The organism is Nocardia sp. NPDC051570 (assembly GCF_044454005.1).
In the GTDB taxonomy this organism is placed as follows: domain Bacteria; phylum Actinomycetota; class Actinomycetes; order Mycobacteriales; family Mycobacteriaceae; genus Nocardia.
This window is the reverse complement of record NZ_JBITDI010000010.1, coordinates 155,070-172,921: the sequence shown is the minus strand read 5'-3', so window position 1 is coordinate 172,921 and position 17,852 is coordinate 155,070. Positions and strand designations below refer to the sequence as shown.

Here is a 17,852-nt window from a genome sequence, read left to right as displayed (position 1 = left end):
CGGGCCGCGGTAGTTCACCAGTCGAGCTGCGGCCAGGGGTAGAAGGCCAGGTGGATGAGCAGGATTACCAGTAGTGCCAGTACTACCGCCGCGAGCCAGTGGGCCCGGCGGCCGAGGTAGGCCAGGGTGCGAAACAGGGTGGGGAAGGCCACCTCTCGCGCGAGGAACATCGCCAGTGCGCTGGGGATGATCACCCACACCAGCGCGATGATGCCGTAGAGCACATAGCCGCCGAGGAAGGTACCCGGATGCACCGCGCGCGCCCCGGCCGCGAAGGCCACGCCGACCGCGTAGGCGACGAAGGCGAAGACCAGATAGCCGCCCATGTTCTGGTAGCCGACCGCCTCGATATCGGCGGTGAGCCGGCCGTTGGCCGTCACCTGCCGACCGCCGACCATCCCGGCCGCGTCGGGCCGCTTGGCCAGCTGCGGCACCGCGTAGTAGGCCAGCGCGACGATCACGAAGACCACGATCAGCCGCACCCAGTCGTGCCGGGCCTCGAGATGACCGACCGTCGCGGAGATCGTCGGCCAGTCGGCGATCGAGAAGATCGACATCAGCTCGGGCACCAGGATCGCGAGGCCAGCCAGGCCCCACATCACATATCCCCAGAATTCCGCCGACCGTCCCTGCGTCGTCGGCGCGCCGGCCGCCACCTGCGTCATAGTGCTGGTTTACCACCGGCAATCGGTCCGCACACGCCACCACGCGATTGCTCTCGAAGTCGATATGCCCTCGTCATGTGCGCGCAACCTCCGCACCCCGATCAGGCCTTGCGCGGGGCCGTCAGGTCGTAGACGGCAACCTTGTCGACGGTGGCCGCGGTGTAGTTGTCCTGCACCCAGGCGGTGATCTCGCCGCCGCTGGTGGCCGAGTTCGACCGCCCCGGCCGGTTGTTCCGATTGCCGCGATCGGCGAGCAGGAAGTAGTGGATATCGCCGTCGGCGACGTACTGCTGGAACTGCGCCAGCGTCGGGGCGTCGTCGCGGCCGCTGAAGCCGCCGACCGCCAACAGCGATGTGCCGGTGCGTAATTCGAGTGCGCTGACCTGCTGGGAGCCGACCGTGGCCGCCGCCCAGCGGGTTCCGCCCACCTCGGTCAGTAGCGCGTCGAGTTGTGGTGTGGCCGTGGCATTTTCGCCACCGCCACCGAAACCGCCGCCGTGCGATCGCGTCGGTCCGCTGTAGGGGCTGCCGCCGCTGTGCGGCAGGGCCACGGTTTCGGCCGCGTAGGCGGCGGGGCCGGTGAGGCCGATCGCCAGGGCGACGGCCGCGATCGCCGCGGCGGTCCGGCGGGGCCGGTGCGCGCAGGCGAACAGCAGTGCGGCCGCGACGAATCCGGCGATCAGCAACTTCCAGCGCAACCACGGCAACCAGGTCGGGGTGTAGCCGAACAGGACGCAGACCCAGACCCCGGTGATCGCCGACATCGCGGCCAGCGTCGCCCGGGCCTGCCAGTGGTCGCGCCGCCGCCACAGCAGCACGATGCCGATGCCCGCGAGCGCCGCGATGGCCGGGGTCAATTCGACGGTGTAGTAGGTGTGGAACGAACGGCTCATATAACTGAGCACGGCGGCCGTGCTCACCAGCCAACCGCCCCACAGCAGCAGACCCGCCCGATCCGGGTCGATGCGCGCGCCCCGCCGGGTGAGCCACAGTCCGGCCAGCAGGCCGATCACCGCGACCGGCAGCAGCCACGCGTATTCGGTCGCCAGCGAATCCTGGAACAGCCGCAGCACCCCGTTCTGCCTGCCGGCCATGCCGCCGAAATGCGGACCGGGCGGAGGCGGGGGTGCGGCCACCGCCGGATGTGGCGGCGGCGCGGCATGATTCGCGCCGCCGTGGCCGCCGCCCTGATTGCCCAGTACGCGGCCCAGCCCGTTGTAGTCGACGGCCAGATTCCACAGGCTGTTATCGGTGGAGCCGCCGATATAGGGCCGGGAACCGGCGGGCCAGAGCTCGACCAGGACCACATACCAGCCCGCCGATACCGCGACGGCCGCACCGGCGGTCACCAGTTTGCCCAGGCGCGAGGCGATTCCGCCCGGCGCGGCCACGAGCACGACCAGCGCCAGACCCGGCAGCACCAGGAACGCCTGCATCATCTTGGCCAGGAAGGCGAAGCCGACCGCGACCCCGGCCAGCACCAGCCAGCCGGTCCCCGCGGACAGCCAGCGCGGATTCGGCGAGTGCAGCGCCCGCACCACGCAGTAGCCGGCGGCCACCACGAGCAGTGTCATCAGCGCGTCGGGGTTGTTGTAGCGAAACATCAAGGCCGCCACCGGAGTTACCGCCAGCGCGGCGCCGGCCAGCAGCCCGGCGGCCGGGCCGCTGCAGCGCCGCACCGCCCCGTACAGCAGGGCCACGGTGGCGACGCCCATCAGCGCCTGCGGCAGCAGCATCGACCAGGCGCTGAATCCGAACAGCCGCCCCGACAGACCCATCACCCACATCGCGGCGGGCGGCTTGTCGACGGTGATGGCATTGCCGGAATCGAGCGAGGCGAACAGCAACGCCTTCCAGCTGTGCGTGCCCGCCTGCACCGCGGCGGCGTAATACGGATTGGCCCAGCCCGCGGCGCGCAGGCCCCACAGATACAGCACGGCGGTCGCCGCCAGCAGTGTCACCAGACTCGGCAGTACCCAGCGCGGGCGGAGCCGCTCACCGCCTGTCACCGACACCACCATGCAGTCCGCCTTTCCCACGCGAATCCGGGCGTGGGTGAGCCTAGAGAGCGCGGCTGGCAGGCTTGCTCCAGCCTGGCTGGGAGTTTCCTGTGTGCCGATCAGCTCGGTCGTAACATCGGCGGATGCAGCACCCGCGCCGGTCCGGCCCGGTAGAGCTGTGCGGGACGGCCCGCGTCGCGGGCGATCGTGCGGCCGGTGGCCTCGACGAATCCGGGTGTGCTGGTCACCTTGCGGTGGAAGTTACGCGGATCGATGGTCGTACCCCACATCACCTCGTAGACCCGGCGCAGATCGGCGACGGTGAATTCGCGAGCGCAGAAGGCCGTCGCCAGCGGGGCGTATTCGAGTTTGGCGCGGGCCCGTTCGACACCATCGGTGAGGATGCGGTGATGGTCGAAGGCCAGCCGCCCGCGATCGGCCAGCACCTGATCCACCGACCAGATGGCGGCCGCCGCCGCCTCGGGTCCCGCATTGGGCGCGGGCAGATTCGGCACCAGCGCAAGATAGGCGATGCTGATCACGCGACCGCGCGCGTCGCGGCCGGGTTCGCCGTAGGTGGCTAGTTGTTCCAGATGCAGCTGATCGCCGCGGATTCCGGTCTCCTCGCGCAGCACCCGCACGGCCGCCGCGGACAGGCTCTCCTCCGGCTGCACCAACCCGCCCGGCAGGCCCCAGCGTCCGCGATAGGGCGCGAGAAGCCGCTGGACCAGCAGTCCACAGAGGGTGTCGTTGGGCAGCGTGCGCGCGCCGAGGGTGAGTACCACCAGTTCCACCGCGACCGCCGCATTGAGGCGAAAAGCATTGCCCATGAATCGGATTGTAATCGTCAGGATGACGATAAATAGAGGGGAAGCGCCGCGGCGTACCGGATGCAGGGTGTTCGGTGGGGTACGCCGCGGCGCGTATTCAGTTGGCCTTCAGGCGCATGGCCCCGAGCAACGCGGCCGGGCGCGGCTCGATCCAGCGAGATTCGGCATAGTCCAGGCACTCTCGGCGCCGCGCGGGGCCGTGCGCGATCGTCCAACCACCGGGCACGGCCACGAAGACCGGCCACAGCGCGCACCGGCCCTCCTCGTTGATCAGGACGTAGCAGCGGGGATCATCGTCGTCGAAGGGGTTTCCCATCGAATTGCCTTTCTCGCGTGAGCGTTTCCGGCCGGGCCGAATGTCCTATGTCACGGTGCGCGAGCGGTCCCGGTTCGATGGTGAGTCGGCCTCGTCCCACAGCGCGGTGAGGACGCGGCCGATGCGGGCGAGGGCGGCGTCGGAGGTCATGCGCCAGTGCGAGGCCGGGGTGGCGTGATTGTGTACGGTGCCCGAGACCACATCGATCCACTCCGTCGCACCGGCCGCGCCGGTCGGATCGTCCAGTGTCGCAGTGAAATACACCAGATTGCCCTTGAACGGCCGGGGCCGGTAACGGGCGATCAGCGCCAGCGAGCGCAGACCGGCGTCCAGGACGCGTTCGAGCCGATCGGCACCGAAGGATGCGAACGGCTCCGGCAGCCGCGCGATTCGGTCCGTCAACTCGGCGGGGTTCAATGCGGCGTCGGTGTCCTCGGCCGCATCGCCGAGCAGTCCGCCCGCGAGATCGGCCAGCGGAATCGATACCGCCGCGGCGGCGTCCACCCGTAACGCGCTGTCCATCACGGCCAGCAGCGCGACCTGGCAGCCCTCGTCCTGCAACCGCACCGCGACCGCATGGGCGAGCACGCCGCCGAGTGACCAACCGAGCAGCTGGTACGGACCCTCGGGCTGGACGGCGCGGATCTCCCGGACGTAGCGGCGAGCCCAGGCATCGATCGAATCGGGCAGGGCCGCGGTCGAATTCAGCACCGGGGATTGCAGGCCGTAGAGCGGCCGATCCGCGATATGCGCGGCCAGGCCCGCGAAGGACCAGGCCACGCCGCCCGCCGGATGGATGCAGAACAGCGGTTCCCGCCGTCCCGCGGTCCGCAGCGGCAGCAGCACCTCGAATGCGGCCTCGGTGTCGATGCGGGCGCGGCCCGCCCGGCGGTCCCGCACCTGTGCCGTCAGGCCCGCGGGGGTGGGGGCGAGGAATACCCACAGCGGTGGAATCGGCTCGGCGAGTGCCCCGCTCAGGTGCACGGTCAGGCGGGTGGCCAGCAGCGAATTGCCGCCATGTTCGAAGAAGTTGTCGTCCAGGCCGATTCGGTCCATGCCGAGCACGTCGGCGACGGCTCGGCAGATCTGTGTCTCCAATTCCGTTGCTGGCTCGCGGATTCGGTCGATGCGCGGACTCGGCGCGGGCAGGGCGGCACGGTCGATCTTGCCGTTGGCGGTGCGAGGCAGCGCATCGAGGTGTCGAAGGTGTTGCGGGATCATATATCCGGGCAGGGTCGCCACCAGGGCGGCGCGTAGCTCGTCCAGGGATATCGGGTCGGCGGCGGTGAAGTACGCGGCCAGCGTCGCGGTATCGCCGCCGCCGTGGGCGATGACGGTCGCCTCGGTGATCGCCGGGTGACCGCGCAGCGCGTGTTCGATATCGGCGAGTTCGATGCGGTAGCCGCGCACCTTGACCTGGAAGTCACGGCGTTCGATGTAGTACAGGTCGCCGTCGGCGGTCCAGCGGACCAGATCGCCGGTGCGGTAGAGCCGCGTACCGGCGGTCCCGAAGGGGCTCGCCACGAACCTTTCGGCGGTCGCATCGGGTCGGCCCAGATAACCCCGGGCCAGTTGCGGGCCACCGAGATACAGCTCCCCGGTCACCCCGACCGGGACCGGATGCAGGCGGTCGTCGAGGACGTAGACCCGGATTCCGGTCTGCGGGGACCCGATCGGCACGACGGCCTGGGTCTCGATTCCGGCGATGCGGTAACGGGTCACCGAGACCGCCGCCTCGGTGGGTCCGTAGAGATTGTCCAGCCGGGCGTCGGTGCGATCGCGAATCCGGTCGACGATCGCGGTGGGCAGCGCCTCGCCGATCACCAGCAGCCGTCGCAGGGTGCGCGGCAGCCGCTCCGGCGCGACCTCGGCCAGTATGGCCAGTAGCGATGGCACGAGGGCCACGGTGGTGATGCGTTCGGATTCGACCAGGCGCAGCAGCTCGCGCGGATCACGCCGAATCCCCGTGGGTGCGATCACGATCCGGGCCCCGGTGCGCGGCGCCCACCAGAACTCCCAGACCGATAGATCGAAGGCCGCCGAGGTCGCCTGCAGGACGGCATCGTCGCCCCGCAACGCGTATTCCCGCTGCATCCAGGCCAATTCGTGCGTGACCGCCGAATGCGCGACCGCGACACCCTTGGGTGTGCCCGTGGAACCGGACGTGAAGATCACGTACGCGGTGTGGGCCGGACGCAAGGGCGCCTGCCGTTCGACGTCGGCGATCGGGCGATCGTCGAGCTGATCGTCCACCTCCGAAACATCCACGGAAGCCGGATGATTCGCCGATAGCGGCATGGGATACCGGCTCGATGTCACGACGAGCGCGGGTTCGGCGGCCGCCAGCACGGCCGCGGTCCGATCGGCCGGATGATCCGGATCCAGCGGGACATAGGCGCCACCGGCGGCGATCACCGCATACATCGCCACCACCAGATCGGCGCTGCGCGTAACGGCCAGGGCCACCCGTGCTTCCGGGCGCACGCCGCGGGCGATGAGCACCCGGGCGAGCCGATGCACGCGGGCCGCGAACTGTGCGTAGGTCAGCACGGTCGAGCCGTCGACGACCGCGATCGCGTCGGGAGTCCGCGCGACCTGCGCCTCGAAACCCTCGGTGAGGACGGCGGATTCGGCCGCGGGAACGGCCGGATTCCACGCCGACAGCAGCCGATCGGCCTCGGCGGCGTCGAGCAAGGGCAGATCGCCCACGGGCACCGCGGGATTCGCGCAGACGGCCGCGAGCAGCCGATGCAGCCGACCGGCGAATCCGGCGATCGTGGACTCGTCGAACAGGGCCGTCACGTAGGTGAAGGAGGCGGCCAGGCCCGCCGGGACGCCGTCGTCGTCGTAGCGATCAGTCACCACCAGATGCAGATCGACCTGTGATACATCGGTCTCGAAATCGGCGGCGACCACGGACAATCCGGGCAGCGCGAATTCGGCCGCGGTCTGATTGTGGAAGGAGTATCCGATCTGGAACAGCGGATGCCGGGCCGTGGAGCGCTCCGGATTGAGCACCTCGACCAGACGCTCGAAGGGGATATCGGCGTGCTCGAAGGCCGCCACGTCGGCGCGGCGCACGCGGTCGAGCAGCGCGGTGAAGCCGGCGGCCGGATCGACCGCGGTGCGCAGCACCAGCGTGTTGACGAACATGCCGACCACATCGTCGAGCAGGGCGTCGCCGCGCCCGGCGACCGGGGTGCCGACCGCGATATCCGTGCTCCCGGACAGCCGCGACAGCAGGACCGCGAACGCCGCCTGCACCACCATGAACAACGTGACCCCGGATGCCCGGGCCAGCTCGGCCAACCGCGCGTGCAGCTCGGCGTCGACGGTGAAATCCAGATGACGGCCCCGGGTGGACAGCACCACCGGACGCGGCCGATCGGCGGGAAGCGCCAAATGCACCGGCAGGTCCGCCAATTCCGCACGCCAGAACAGCAATTGGCGGGCCATCAGCGAATCGGGATCATCCTCGGAGCCCAGCAGTTCGCGCTGCCACACGCCGTAATCGCGATAGTGCACCGGCAGCGGCGACCAGTCTGGCGTGCCGCCGCGACGGCGGGCCGCGTAGGCCGCCATCACATCTCGGGCCAGCGGCGCCAGCGAGGAGCCGTCGGCGGCGATGTGATGGATCGCCACCACCAGGACATGCTCGGGCGAGGCATCGGCGGCGATCGGGGCGAACAGCCTGGCACGCAACGGAACCGCGGCCGTCACATCGAAACCATCGGCCACGAAGTCGGCGATGGCGGCGCTCAGGTCCGCCGCGGGCACCTCGATCGCGGGCAGATCGGGCGTGCCCGCCGCGCCGACGGGCAGGACCATCTGCACCGGTCCGGCGTCAGTGGCCGGGTACATCGTGCGCAGCACCTCATGGCGGGCCACGACGTCGGCCATGGCCGCGGTGAGCGCGGCGATATCGAGATCGCCGATCAGGCGCACGGCCAGCGGGATGTTGTAGGCGTCGGAGTGGTGATCGATCCGGTTCAGCAGCCACATGCGGTGCTGTGCGAGCGATAAGGGCACGGGATCGGTATGTTCGCGGCGCGACAGCGCGGGGCGCACGGGTCGGTCGGTCGCGGTCACGGCCGCGGCGAGCGCGGCCACGGTCGCATGCTCGAAGACGGTCCGCACGCCGACGGCGGTATCGAGGCGCGCTCCGATCCGGGCCGCCAATTGAGTTGCGGTGAGCGAATTTCCGCCGAGGGCGAAGAAGTCGTCCGCCGCGCCGATCCGATCCGCGTCGAGGCCGAGCACCTGCGCGACGACCTCGGCGACCGCGCGTTCGGCGGCGGTGCCCGGCGCGCGGAATTCGGCCGCCCGGAACACCGGCTCGGGCAGGGCCCGGCGATCCACCTTGCCGACCGGGGTCAGCGGCACGGCATCGAGCATCATGATCGCGGCCGGGACCATATAGGCGGGCAGCGAGCGGGCCACGAAGGCGGTCAGCCGCGCCGGATCGATCGTCTTCGCCTCGGCGGCAACCACATACGACACCAGCGATACGGCCCCGGCGGGGTCGGCATGCCCGATCGTGACCGCGAAGTCGACCTCCGCGTGCGCGGTGAGCGCCGCATCGATCTCACCGAGTTCGATGCGCAGGCCGCGCACCTTCACCTGATCGTCGCCGCGAGTCACATAGTCCAGCACCGGATAGCGCACACCCTCGTGCTCGTGTATCCGCCAGCGCACCAGATCGCCCGTGCGATACAGGCGGCCGCCGCGGTCGGCCCCGAAGGGGTCGGCGACGAATCGGGCCGCGGACAGCCCCGGGCGCGCGTGGTAGCCGCGGGCCAGGCCGAGGCCGCGCAGATAGAGCTCGCCGGTGACGCCGTCCGGCACGGGCCGCAGCCGCGCGTCGAGCACCAGCGCCGACATTCCGTGGATCGGTGCGCCCATATCGAAGTCGCCGCCGGGGCGCAGCGGGACGCTGATGGTCGAGATGATCGTGGTCTCGGTCGGGCCGTAGGAGTTGTGCAGACGCCGTCCGAAGCCCCAGCGCCGCACCAGATCCGGGCCGAACGACTCACCGCCGACCACGAGGTGACGCAGCTCGGGCAGTGCGGCCGGATCCAGCGTGCGGACCACACCGGGAGTGAGGAAGGCGTGGCTGACCCGTTGCTCGCGCATCAGCGCGGTGAGCTCCGCCCCCGCGTACACACCGGGCGGGGCCACGACGAGCGCCGCGCCCGCGGCGAGCGCCAGCAGCAGTTCCAGCATCGCGGCGTCGAAACTCGGTGAGGACACCTGCGATATCCGCGCCTGCGAGGTGAGTGCGTACCGATCACGCTGGGCCACCGTGATACCCGCGAGCCCGGCATGCGTGACGACCACGCCCTTCGGCACCCCGGTGGAGCCGGAGGTGTAGATCATCCACGCCGGATTCCGCACGTGCACACCGCGATTCAACTCCGAGCGCATGATCGGTGCGGGATCGGCATACCGTAGCCGGGCGGCCGTATTCGCCGCGTCCAGGACGATCCACTCGATGCGTCCGGGCAGGCGCGTGCGAGCGGCGGTAACCGTAAGCCCCAGTGCCGCACCGGAATCGGTGAGCATATGCGTGATGCGCTCACTCGGGTAGGTCGGGTCGACGGGCACGAATGCCGCGCCGGACTTGGCGACCGCCCAGATCGCGAGCAGCGATTCGGCCGAGCGCGCCACGGCCACGGCGACGAAATCCTCCGCACCCACGCCGCGGGCGATGAGCAGGCGGGCCAGCCGCGACGACTGCTCATCCAGTGCGCGATAGGTGAATTCGCGATCGCCGTCGATTACGGCGATCGCCTCCGGATTCATGGCGACCGCGGCGGCCATGAGTTCGGCGAGGGTCCACGGCGACAGCGGCCGGGCATCGTGGCGAGCAAGGATCGCGGCATATTCGACCGGGGCGAGGATATCGACCGCGGCCACCGGCACATCCGGAGTCGCGGTGACCGCACCCAGCATCCGGCCGAGGCGGCGCAGCAGATCGGCGGCGGTGCGCTCGTCGTACAGGTCGGTGGCATAGGCCAATTCGACGGCCAGATGACCGTCGCCGTCGAGGCCGCCCGCCGCGGTGAACTGGAGATCGAAGCGCGCGACGGGCTCGTCGAAGTCCACCGGCTCCACCACCAGCCCCGGCACCGCGTGCGCGTGCGACACGGAGTCCAGATAGCTCAGCGCCACGGTGAACAGCGGATGCCGGGCCGCGCTCGGCGCGCCGCCCACGGCGTCGACGACGCGATCGAACGGCACCTCGGCGTGTGCGAAGGCCGCGAGATCGACCGCACGAATCCGGTCGAGCAGCGCCGAGAACGAGGCGTCCCCGTCGATTCGGCCGCGCAGCACGACCGTATTGACGAACATCCCGACCAGGCCGTCGAGCGCACTCGCGCCGCGCCCGGCCATCGGCGTGCCGATGACCACATCGTCGGATCCGGACAGCCGGGCCAGCAACGCCGACAGCGCGGCGTGCAGCACCATGAACGGGGTCGCGCGATGCCGCCGCGCGAGCTCGTGCAGGCGGGCGCCCACTCCCCCGCCGATGCGCCCGCGCACGACCGCGCCGCGCCGGGAGGCGACGGCCGGGCGGGGGCGATCGGTGAGAGGTGCGAATTCGTCCGGGAAGTCGCTCAGCGTCTTGCGCCAGAACGCCAGCTGCCGTTCGGCGTGGGTGTCGAGCATCCGGTGCTGCCACAGCGTGTAATCGGCGTACTGCACGGGCAGCGGCGTCCAGGCCGGTGCGGCACCGTCCCGACGGGCGAGGTAGGCCGAAATCAGGTCGTGCAGCAGCGGATTCATCGACTCGCCGTCGGCGGCGATGTGATGCAGGACCACGACGAGGACGTGGCTGGTATCGGATTCGCACAGCAGTGCCGCCCGCAGCGGGACGGTGTCGGTGATATCGAAACCGGCGCACAGGAATTCGGCGATCCACGCGTCGACGGCGGCCACGGTCTCCACGGTCAGCGCGAGGTCGACGGTCTCGGGGGCGAGGATCAGTTGTCGTGGTTCGCCGTTCGCGTCGAGCGGGTAGATCGTGCGCAGCGTCTCGTGCCGTGCCACCACATCGTCGAATGCCGAACGCAGAGCGGCGTGGTCGAGTTCGCCGAGAATGCGCAGTGCCACCGGGATGTTGTGCACGGGCGAGTCCGGATCGAGCCGGTTGGCCACCCACATACCGCGCTGGGTCGGCGCCAGCGGAATATGGTGCGGCCGTGGGCCACTCGTCAGTGGTAGGACGGGCTCTGATTCGTCGTCGGTGAGTGCGGCGGCCAGGTCGCGGACGATCGGGGTCTCGAACAGTCGACGCACGGCCAGGCGTCGCCCGAGGCGCTCCCCGAGCCGGGCCAGCACCCGGGTCGCGATGAGTGAATTGCCGCCGAGATCGAAGAAGTCGTCGTCGGCCCCCACGGATTCGACGCCCAGCACTTCCGCGTACGCCTCGGCCACGGCCGCCTCGAACGGCGCATCCGGCGCGCGATAGGCCATCCGCTCGAGGACCGGGTCGGGCAGTGCCGCGCGGTCGAGCTTGCCGGAGGCGTTGAGCGGGAAGGTATTCAGCGGCACATAGGCCGACGGCACCATATAGGACGGCAGCAGTCGCGCCGCCGCGGCGCGGATCTGTTCGGAATCGATCGCCGTGCCCGTGACATATCCGACCAGATGATCACCGGTCGCGGTGGTGACGATGCGGGCGGCTGCCTGTGTGACGCCGGGCGCGGTGGCCAGCACCGCCTCGATCTCGCCGAGTTCGAGGCGTTGCCCACGCAGTTTGACCTGAAAGTCGCTGCGGCCCAGATAGTTCAGTTCGGGATGATCGCCGCCGGTGTCCCAGCGCACGATGTCCCCGGTGCGATACATGCGCTCGCCCGGCACGCCGAAGGGGTTGGCCACGAAACGATCCGCGGTCGGATCGGGGCGGCCGTGGTAGCCGCGGGCCAGTTGGACTCCGGCCAGATACAGCTCACCCGGCACACCGGGCAGGGTCGGCCGCAACCGCGAATCCAGCACGTACACCCGGCTGTTCCACTCCGGGCGGCCGATCGGCGCGACGGGTCGCGCGGTATCGCCGGTGATCTCGCGGTAGGTGATGCTGACCGCGGCCTCGGTCGGCCCGTACAGGTTGTGCAGGCGCGCGGGGCTCACCGCGGTGAAGGCGCGCACCGTCTCGGCCGGGAGGGCCTCGCCGATGACGAAGACCTCGCGCAGATTCGCCACGGCGGCACTGTCGACCGCGGCGGCGAAGGCGCTCAGCATCGAGGGCACGAAATCGGTGGTGGTGACGCCGTATCGGTCGATGAGGCCGGCGAGGTAGGCCGGATCGCGGTGGCCGTCGGGGGTGGCGAGGACGACCGTCGCACCGACCCGCAGCGGCAGGAACCAGCCCCACAGCGAGACGTCGAAGGTGCCGGCCGTCTTCTGGAGATAGACGTCGTGTTCGGTGAGGCCGTACTGCGCCTGCATCCATGTCATCTGATTGACGATGGCGGCATGAGTGACGCTGACGCCCTTGGGTTTTCCGGTCGAGCCGGAGGTGAAGATCACGTAGGCCGGATGCTGCGGGCGCAGGGGCCGCAGCCGGTCGGCGTCGGTCACCGGGCTCGCCGGATACGCCGAGAGGTCGAGTTCTGCCAGCGTCGAGGCGGTCAGCACGCACAGCGGGCGGGCGGTGTCGAGGATGTGGGCACGACGCGCGGCCGGGTGATCGGGATCGATCGGCACGTACGCGCCGCCCGCCTTCAGCACGGCGTACATCGCCACGACCAGATCGATCGAGCGGCGAACCGCCAACGCCACCAGCGCCTCCGGGCCCACGCCGACGGTGATCAGATGCCGTGCGAGACGATTGGCGCGGCCATCGAGCGCGCCGTAGGTGAGCACGGTGTCCCCCGAGCGCAGCGCGGGCTGGTCGGGTGTGGCGGCGGCCTGCGCCTCGAACTCGTCGAGCAGGGTCTCGGGAGCGAAGGCGATGTGGGCCGAATCGTTCCAGGCGATGACCACCCGATGCCGTTCGCCGGTGTCGAACAGATCGATATCGCCGACGATCCGGTCCGGATCCGCCACGGCCGCGCGCAGCAGGCGCAGGAACCGGGTGGCCAGGGCCGCGACGGCCGGCTCGTCGAACAGGTCGGTGGCATAGGTGAATCGCAGATCCGTCGCGTCGACGGTCAGCTGGAGATCGAATAGGCTCCTCCGCTGGTCGGATTCGACCTCCGCGACGGTCAGGCCCGGTAGTTCGATCCCGATCGGTGCGAGATTCTGGAAGTACAGCGCCACCTGGAACAGCGGATGACGCGCCCGCGAGCGGGGCGGATCCAACGCCTCCACCAGTCGCTCGAACGGGATGTCGGCGTGGGCGAAGGCCTCGAGGTCGCCGTCGCGGACGCCGGTCAGCAGCCGCGCGAACGATCCGGATTCGGCGACCCGGGTGCGCAGCACGAGAGTGTTGACGAACATGCCGACCAGGCCGTCGAGCTCGGCCCGGCCGCGGCCCGCGATCGGCGCGCCGACGACGATATCGCCGGTGCCGGACAGTCGCGCGAGCAGCGCGGCCAGGGCGGCGTGCACGACCATGAACGGGGTCGCGGCGTATCGGGTTGCGAGCGAGTCGATTCCGGCTCGCACGGCCGGATCGAGCCCGACGGTGACGGCGGCGGCCGCATGGGTGGCCACGGCCGGGCGGGGGCGATCGGCGGGCAGATCCAGTTGAGCGGGCAAGCCGCGCAACGTCTCTCGCCAATAGCCCAGCTGCCGGGCGGCCGTCGAATCCGGATCGGCCTCGCTGCCGAGCATCTCCCGCTGCCAGTGGGCATAGTCGGCGTAGCGGAGCGCAACGTCGGGCAGGCGCGGGATGGATCCGGTGAGACGCGCGGTGTAGGCGAGGGCCAGGTCGCGGGCCAGCGGTTCCATCGAAAAGCCGTCGGCCGCGATGTGATGTACGGCCAGGGCCAGGATGTGCTCGTCGTCGTCCATCGCGGCCAGGCCGATGCGCAACGGGACGGCTGCGGTGACATCGAAGGGCCGGGTCACGAATTCGGCCAGGGCATCGGCGGTCAATGCCTCGATATCCGGGACGGTCGCGGGCGGCAGGATCCGCTGATATCCGGTGCCGTCGATCTCCGGATAGACGGTGCGCAGGGTCTCGTGGCGGCCGACCACATCCGCGACGGCGGCCCGCAACACCGCCCGATCGAGGCGGCCGGACAGCCGCAGCACGATCGGGACGATATGCACCGATTCGCTCGGATCGAAGCGGTTGAGGAACCACATGCGCTGCTGGGCCGGTGCGAGCGGTTCGAGCTCGGCGGCGGGGCGCGCGGTGAGCCGGGGCGCCGCCGCGGTGTCGGTGCGCACCTGGTCGGACAGGGCCGCCACCGTGGGGTTTTCGAAGACGATCCGCACGGGCAGCGCGGCATCGAGTCGGGCTATGAGGCGCGTGGCGAGCAGAGAGTTGCCACCGAGGGCGAAGAAGTCGTCGTCGAGGCCGACCCGGTCGAGGCCGAGCAGATCCGCGACGGCCTCGGCGACCGAGCGCTGGGCCGCGGTCACGGGCCGGCGATAGGTGCGGGTCTCGACGGCCGGGGCGGACAGCGCCCGGCGGTCCACCTTGCCGGACGGTCCCAGGGGCAGTGCGTCCAGGACCACGAACGCCGACGGAATCATATACGCGGGCAACAGGATTGCGAGGTGCCCGCGCAGTGTCGCCGGGTCGAGGGCATCGCCTGCGACGTGGGCGACGAGCCGATCGGCGTGTACGGTCACGACCGCCTGACTCACCCCGGCGACCGCCACGAGCGCGGCCTCGATCTCGCCGGGTTCGATGCGCAGGCCGCGCAGCTTCAGCTGGAAATCGGTGCGCCCCAGGTAGTTCAGCTCGCCGGAATCGGTCCAGCGAACCAGGTCGCCGGTCCGATACATGCGCACCCCGCCCGGTCGCGCCCCGAACGGATCGGCCACGAAGCGATCCGCGGTCAGATCGGGGCGGCCGAGGTAGCCGGTGGCCAGCTGGACGCCCGCGAGATAGAGCTCACCCGTGACGCCGACCGGCACCGGGCGCAGCCGCGAATCCAGCACGCGGACAGCGGTGTTGAATACGGGCCTGCCGATCGGCACCGAATCGGTATCCGCGTCGGTGACCTCGTGGAAGGTGACATCGACGGCGGCCTCGGTCGGGCCGTAGAGGTTGTGCAGGTCGACGCCGGTCTCCGCGCGCATCCGCTGCGCGGTGGCGGCGAGCAGCGCCTCGCCCGAGGCAAAGATCCGGCGCAGTGCGGTGTTTCGCGAGCCGTGGCCGGTCTGCAGATATGCCGACAGCATGGACGGCACGAAATGCGTCGTGGTGACGCGTTCCTCGGCGATGATGCGGGCCAGATAGGCCGGATCGCGGTGGCCGTCGTGACCGGCGACCACCAGGCGCGCACCGATCTGCAAGGGCCAGAACAGTTCCCACACCGAGACGTCGAAGGTGGCCGGTGTCTTGTGCAGCACGACATCGGTGGCATGCAGGCCGTATTCGGCCTGCATCCACACCAGCCGGTTGACGATGGCCGCATGCGGGATGACCACACCCTTGGGGCGACCGGTGGAGCCGGAGGTGAAGATCACGTAGGCGGTATGCGACGAGCGCAGGGGCGCACCGCGATCCGCGTCCGTGATCGGTTCCGGCGAATGGCCCGACAGGTCGAGTCGCTCCAGGGCCTCGGTCGTCAGGACGTGGGCGGGACGCGCGGTCGCGAGGACGTAGTGGTTGCGTTCGGCCGGATGGTCGGGATCCAGCGGCAGATAGGCCGCGCCCGCGGCGATGACCGCGTGCACGCCGATCACCAGATCCAACGATCGCCGCATGGTCAGCGCGACAACCGTGTCCGGACCCACGCCGATCGAGATCAGGTGGCGGGCAAGCCGGTTCACGCGCCGGGCGAAGTCGGCATAGGTCACCGTCATGCCCTCGAAGGTCACCGCCGGGGCCCGTGGGGTGCGGGCCGCCTGGGCCGCGAACAGCGAGGCGAGGGTCGCGGTGTCGTCGATCCGGTGGGCAGTGTCGTTCCAGGCGTGCAGGATTCGGCCACGCTCGTCGGCGTCGAGCAGATCGATATCGCCGATGCGCACGTCCGGATCGGACAGCGCCGACCGCAGGACCCGCACGAAGCGACGGCCCAGGGCCTCGATCGTCGCGGCATCGAACAGATCGGTGGCGTAGCGCAGCACCGCGCGCAGCCCGGTGCCCGCGACGGTCCCGTATTCGGCCAGCGCCAGCGAGAGATCGAATTGCGCGGTCGTCGTGGGCAGCGGCAGTGCGCCGACCTCGAGATCGGGCAGGCGCAGCACCGTATCGTCGCGATGTTCGAAGGTGAGCAGCACCTGCACCAGGGGCGAATGAGCCGGGGAGCGAACCGGATTCAGGTCCTCGACCAGAACGTCGAAGGGCAGGTCGGCGTGGGCCAGGGCACGCACATCGGCGTCGCGGACCTCGGTGAGCAGGTCGGCGAAGGTCGCGTCGCGACGCACGGCGGTGCGCAGCACGACGGTGTTGACGAACATGCCGACCAGATCGTCCAGCTCGGCCCGCGCCCGCCCGGCGATCGGGGTGCCGATGGCGATATCGCCGGTATCCGCCAGCCGGGCGAGCACCGCGGCGAGGGCGGCGTGCACGACCATGAAGACCGACGTCCCACGGCGGCGCGCGAGGGCGGCGATCGCGCCGGTCGTCTCGGCATCCAGATCGAATTCGACCGCCGCGCCGCGGCCGGAGGCGACGGGTGGGCGGGGGCGATCGGTGGGCAGTTCCAGCACCGGCGCGAGTCCGGCCAGTGCGCCGCGCCAATAGGCGAGCTGTCCGGCCAGCACCGATTCCGGATCCTCGGCCGCGCCGAGCAGTTCGTGTTGCCACAGCGTGAAGTCGGCGTACTGGACCGGCAGCGGATGCCAGTCGGGCGCACGACCGGTGCTGCGGGCGGCGTAGGCCGTCATCAGATCGCGGGCCAGCGGGCCGGTCGAGACGCCGTCGGCGGCGATATGGTGCACGACCACGGCCAGCACATGCTCGTCGCGGTCGACGCGGAACAAGGCCGTGCGCACGGGTGCTTCGGTGCGCAGATCGAATCCGGTCGCGGCCACCGCGGCGACGGCATCGGCCGGGCCGGTGGTCAGCGCGCGCGGATCGAGGTCCGCCATCGCGTCGACCGGCAGGATCACCTGCTGCGGGCCCGCGTCGTCATCGGGGAATACCGTGCGCAACGATTCGTGGCGCTCGAGGATGTCGCGGACGGCGGCCCGTAGCGCGCGCTCGTCCAGCGTGCCGGACAGGCGCAGCACCATCGGGATGTTGTAGACCGGCGACGCCGGATCCAGCCGGTTCAGCAGCCAGATGCGAGTCTGGGCCGCAGACAACGGGATTCGCTCCGGGCGCTCGACGGGAGCCAGGATCGGCTCCGGCGGCGCGCCCCGGCGCAGCGCCCGGGCCGCCAGCGCGGAGACGGTCGGGGCCTCGAACACCTCCCGCACGCTCAGCGCGCAGCCCAGCGCGGCGTTCGCGCGGGTGACCAGGCGCATGGCCAGCAACGAGTTGCCGCCGCGGGTGAAGAAGTCGTCGGTGGCGCCGACCGGTGTGCCGAGCAGATCGCTCACGAGCGCGGCCAGCACCGCCTCCGCGCCCTCGGCGGGCGCGCGGAATTCCTCGCTCGCGCCGAGGAATTCGACCGAGGGCAGGGCCTTGCGGTCGAGTTTGCCGACGGCGGTGCGCGGCAGCTGCTCGAGCACCACCAGATGCGCCGGAATCATGTAGCCGGGCAGCCGGTTTCGCAGCGCGGTCAGCACGGTGCCGGCGTCGAGGTCCGCGCCGCCGACATATCCGACGAGACAGTCGGATCCGGCGCTGTCGGCCGCCACCACGACGGCCGCATGGGCGACGCCGTCGACGGCCGTCAGCGCGGCCTCGATCTCGCCGAGCTCGATGCGCTGGCCACGGACCTTGACCTGGAAGTCGTTGCGGCCCAGGTACACCAGTTCGCCGTCGCGATTCCAGCGGGCCAGATCACCGGTGCGGTACATGCGC

Annotated in this window: 5 protein-coding genes (1 of these 5 only partly in view); all 5 read right to left on the bottom strand. The window is 70.5% G+C overall.

All coding sequences use genetic code 11. From position 1 onward, the window contains the following. Positions 1-14 precede the first annotated feature (14 nt). Positions 15-665, bottom strand: a complete 651-nt coding sequence (locus tag ACIA76_RS25370; protein WP_397154766.1) for a hypothetical protein — start codon at positions 663-665, stop codon at positions 15-17. Positions 666-766: 101 nt separating this feature from the next. Then, positions 767-2,686, bottom strand: a complete 1,920-nt coding sequence (locus ACIA76_RS25365) for an ArnT family glycosyltransferase (protein WP_397154764.1) — start codon at positions 2,684-2,686, stop codon at positions 767-769. Positions 2,687-2,784: 98 nt separating this feature from the next. Continuing rightward, positions 2,785-3,495, bottom strand: a complete 711-nt coding sequence (locus ACIA76_RS25360; RefSeq protein ID WP_397154762.1) for an NUDIX hydrolase — start codon at positions 3,493-3,495, stop codon at positions 2,785-2,787. Between the two features lie 97 nt (positions 3,496-3,592). Next, complete coding sequence (locus ACIA76_RS25355) at positions 3,593-3,811, bottom strand: MbtH family protein (RefSeq protein WP_397154760.1); 219 nt, start codon at positions 3,809-3,811, stop codon at positions 3,593-3,595. A 45-nt stretch (positions 3,812-3,856) separates the two neighbouring features. Beyond that, positions 3,857-17,852 carry the 3' portion of a non-ribosomal peptide synthase/polyketide synthase gene (locus ACIA76_RS25350; protein WP_397154758.1) on the bottom strand. It continues 11,063 nt past the right edge of the window, so only the last 13,996 of its 25,059 coding nucleotides appear in the window; the start codon falls outside the window, past its right edge — the gene reads right to left on this strand; the stop codon is at positions 3,857-3,859.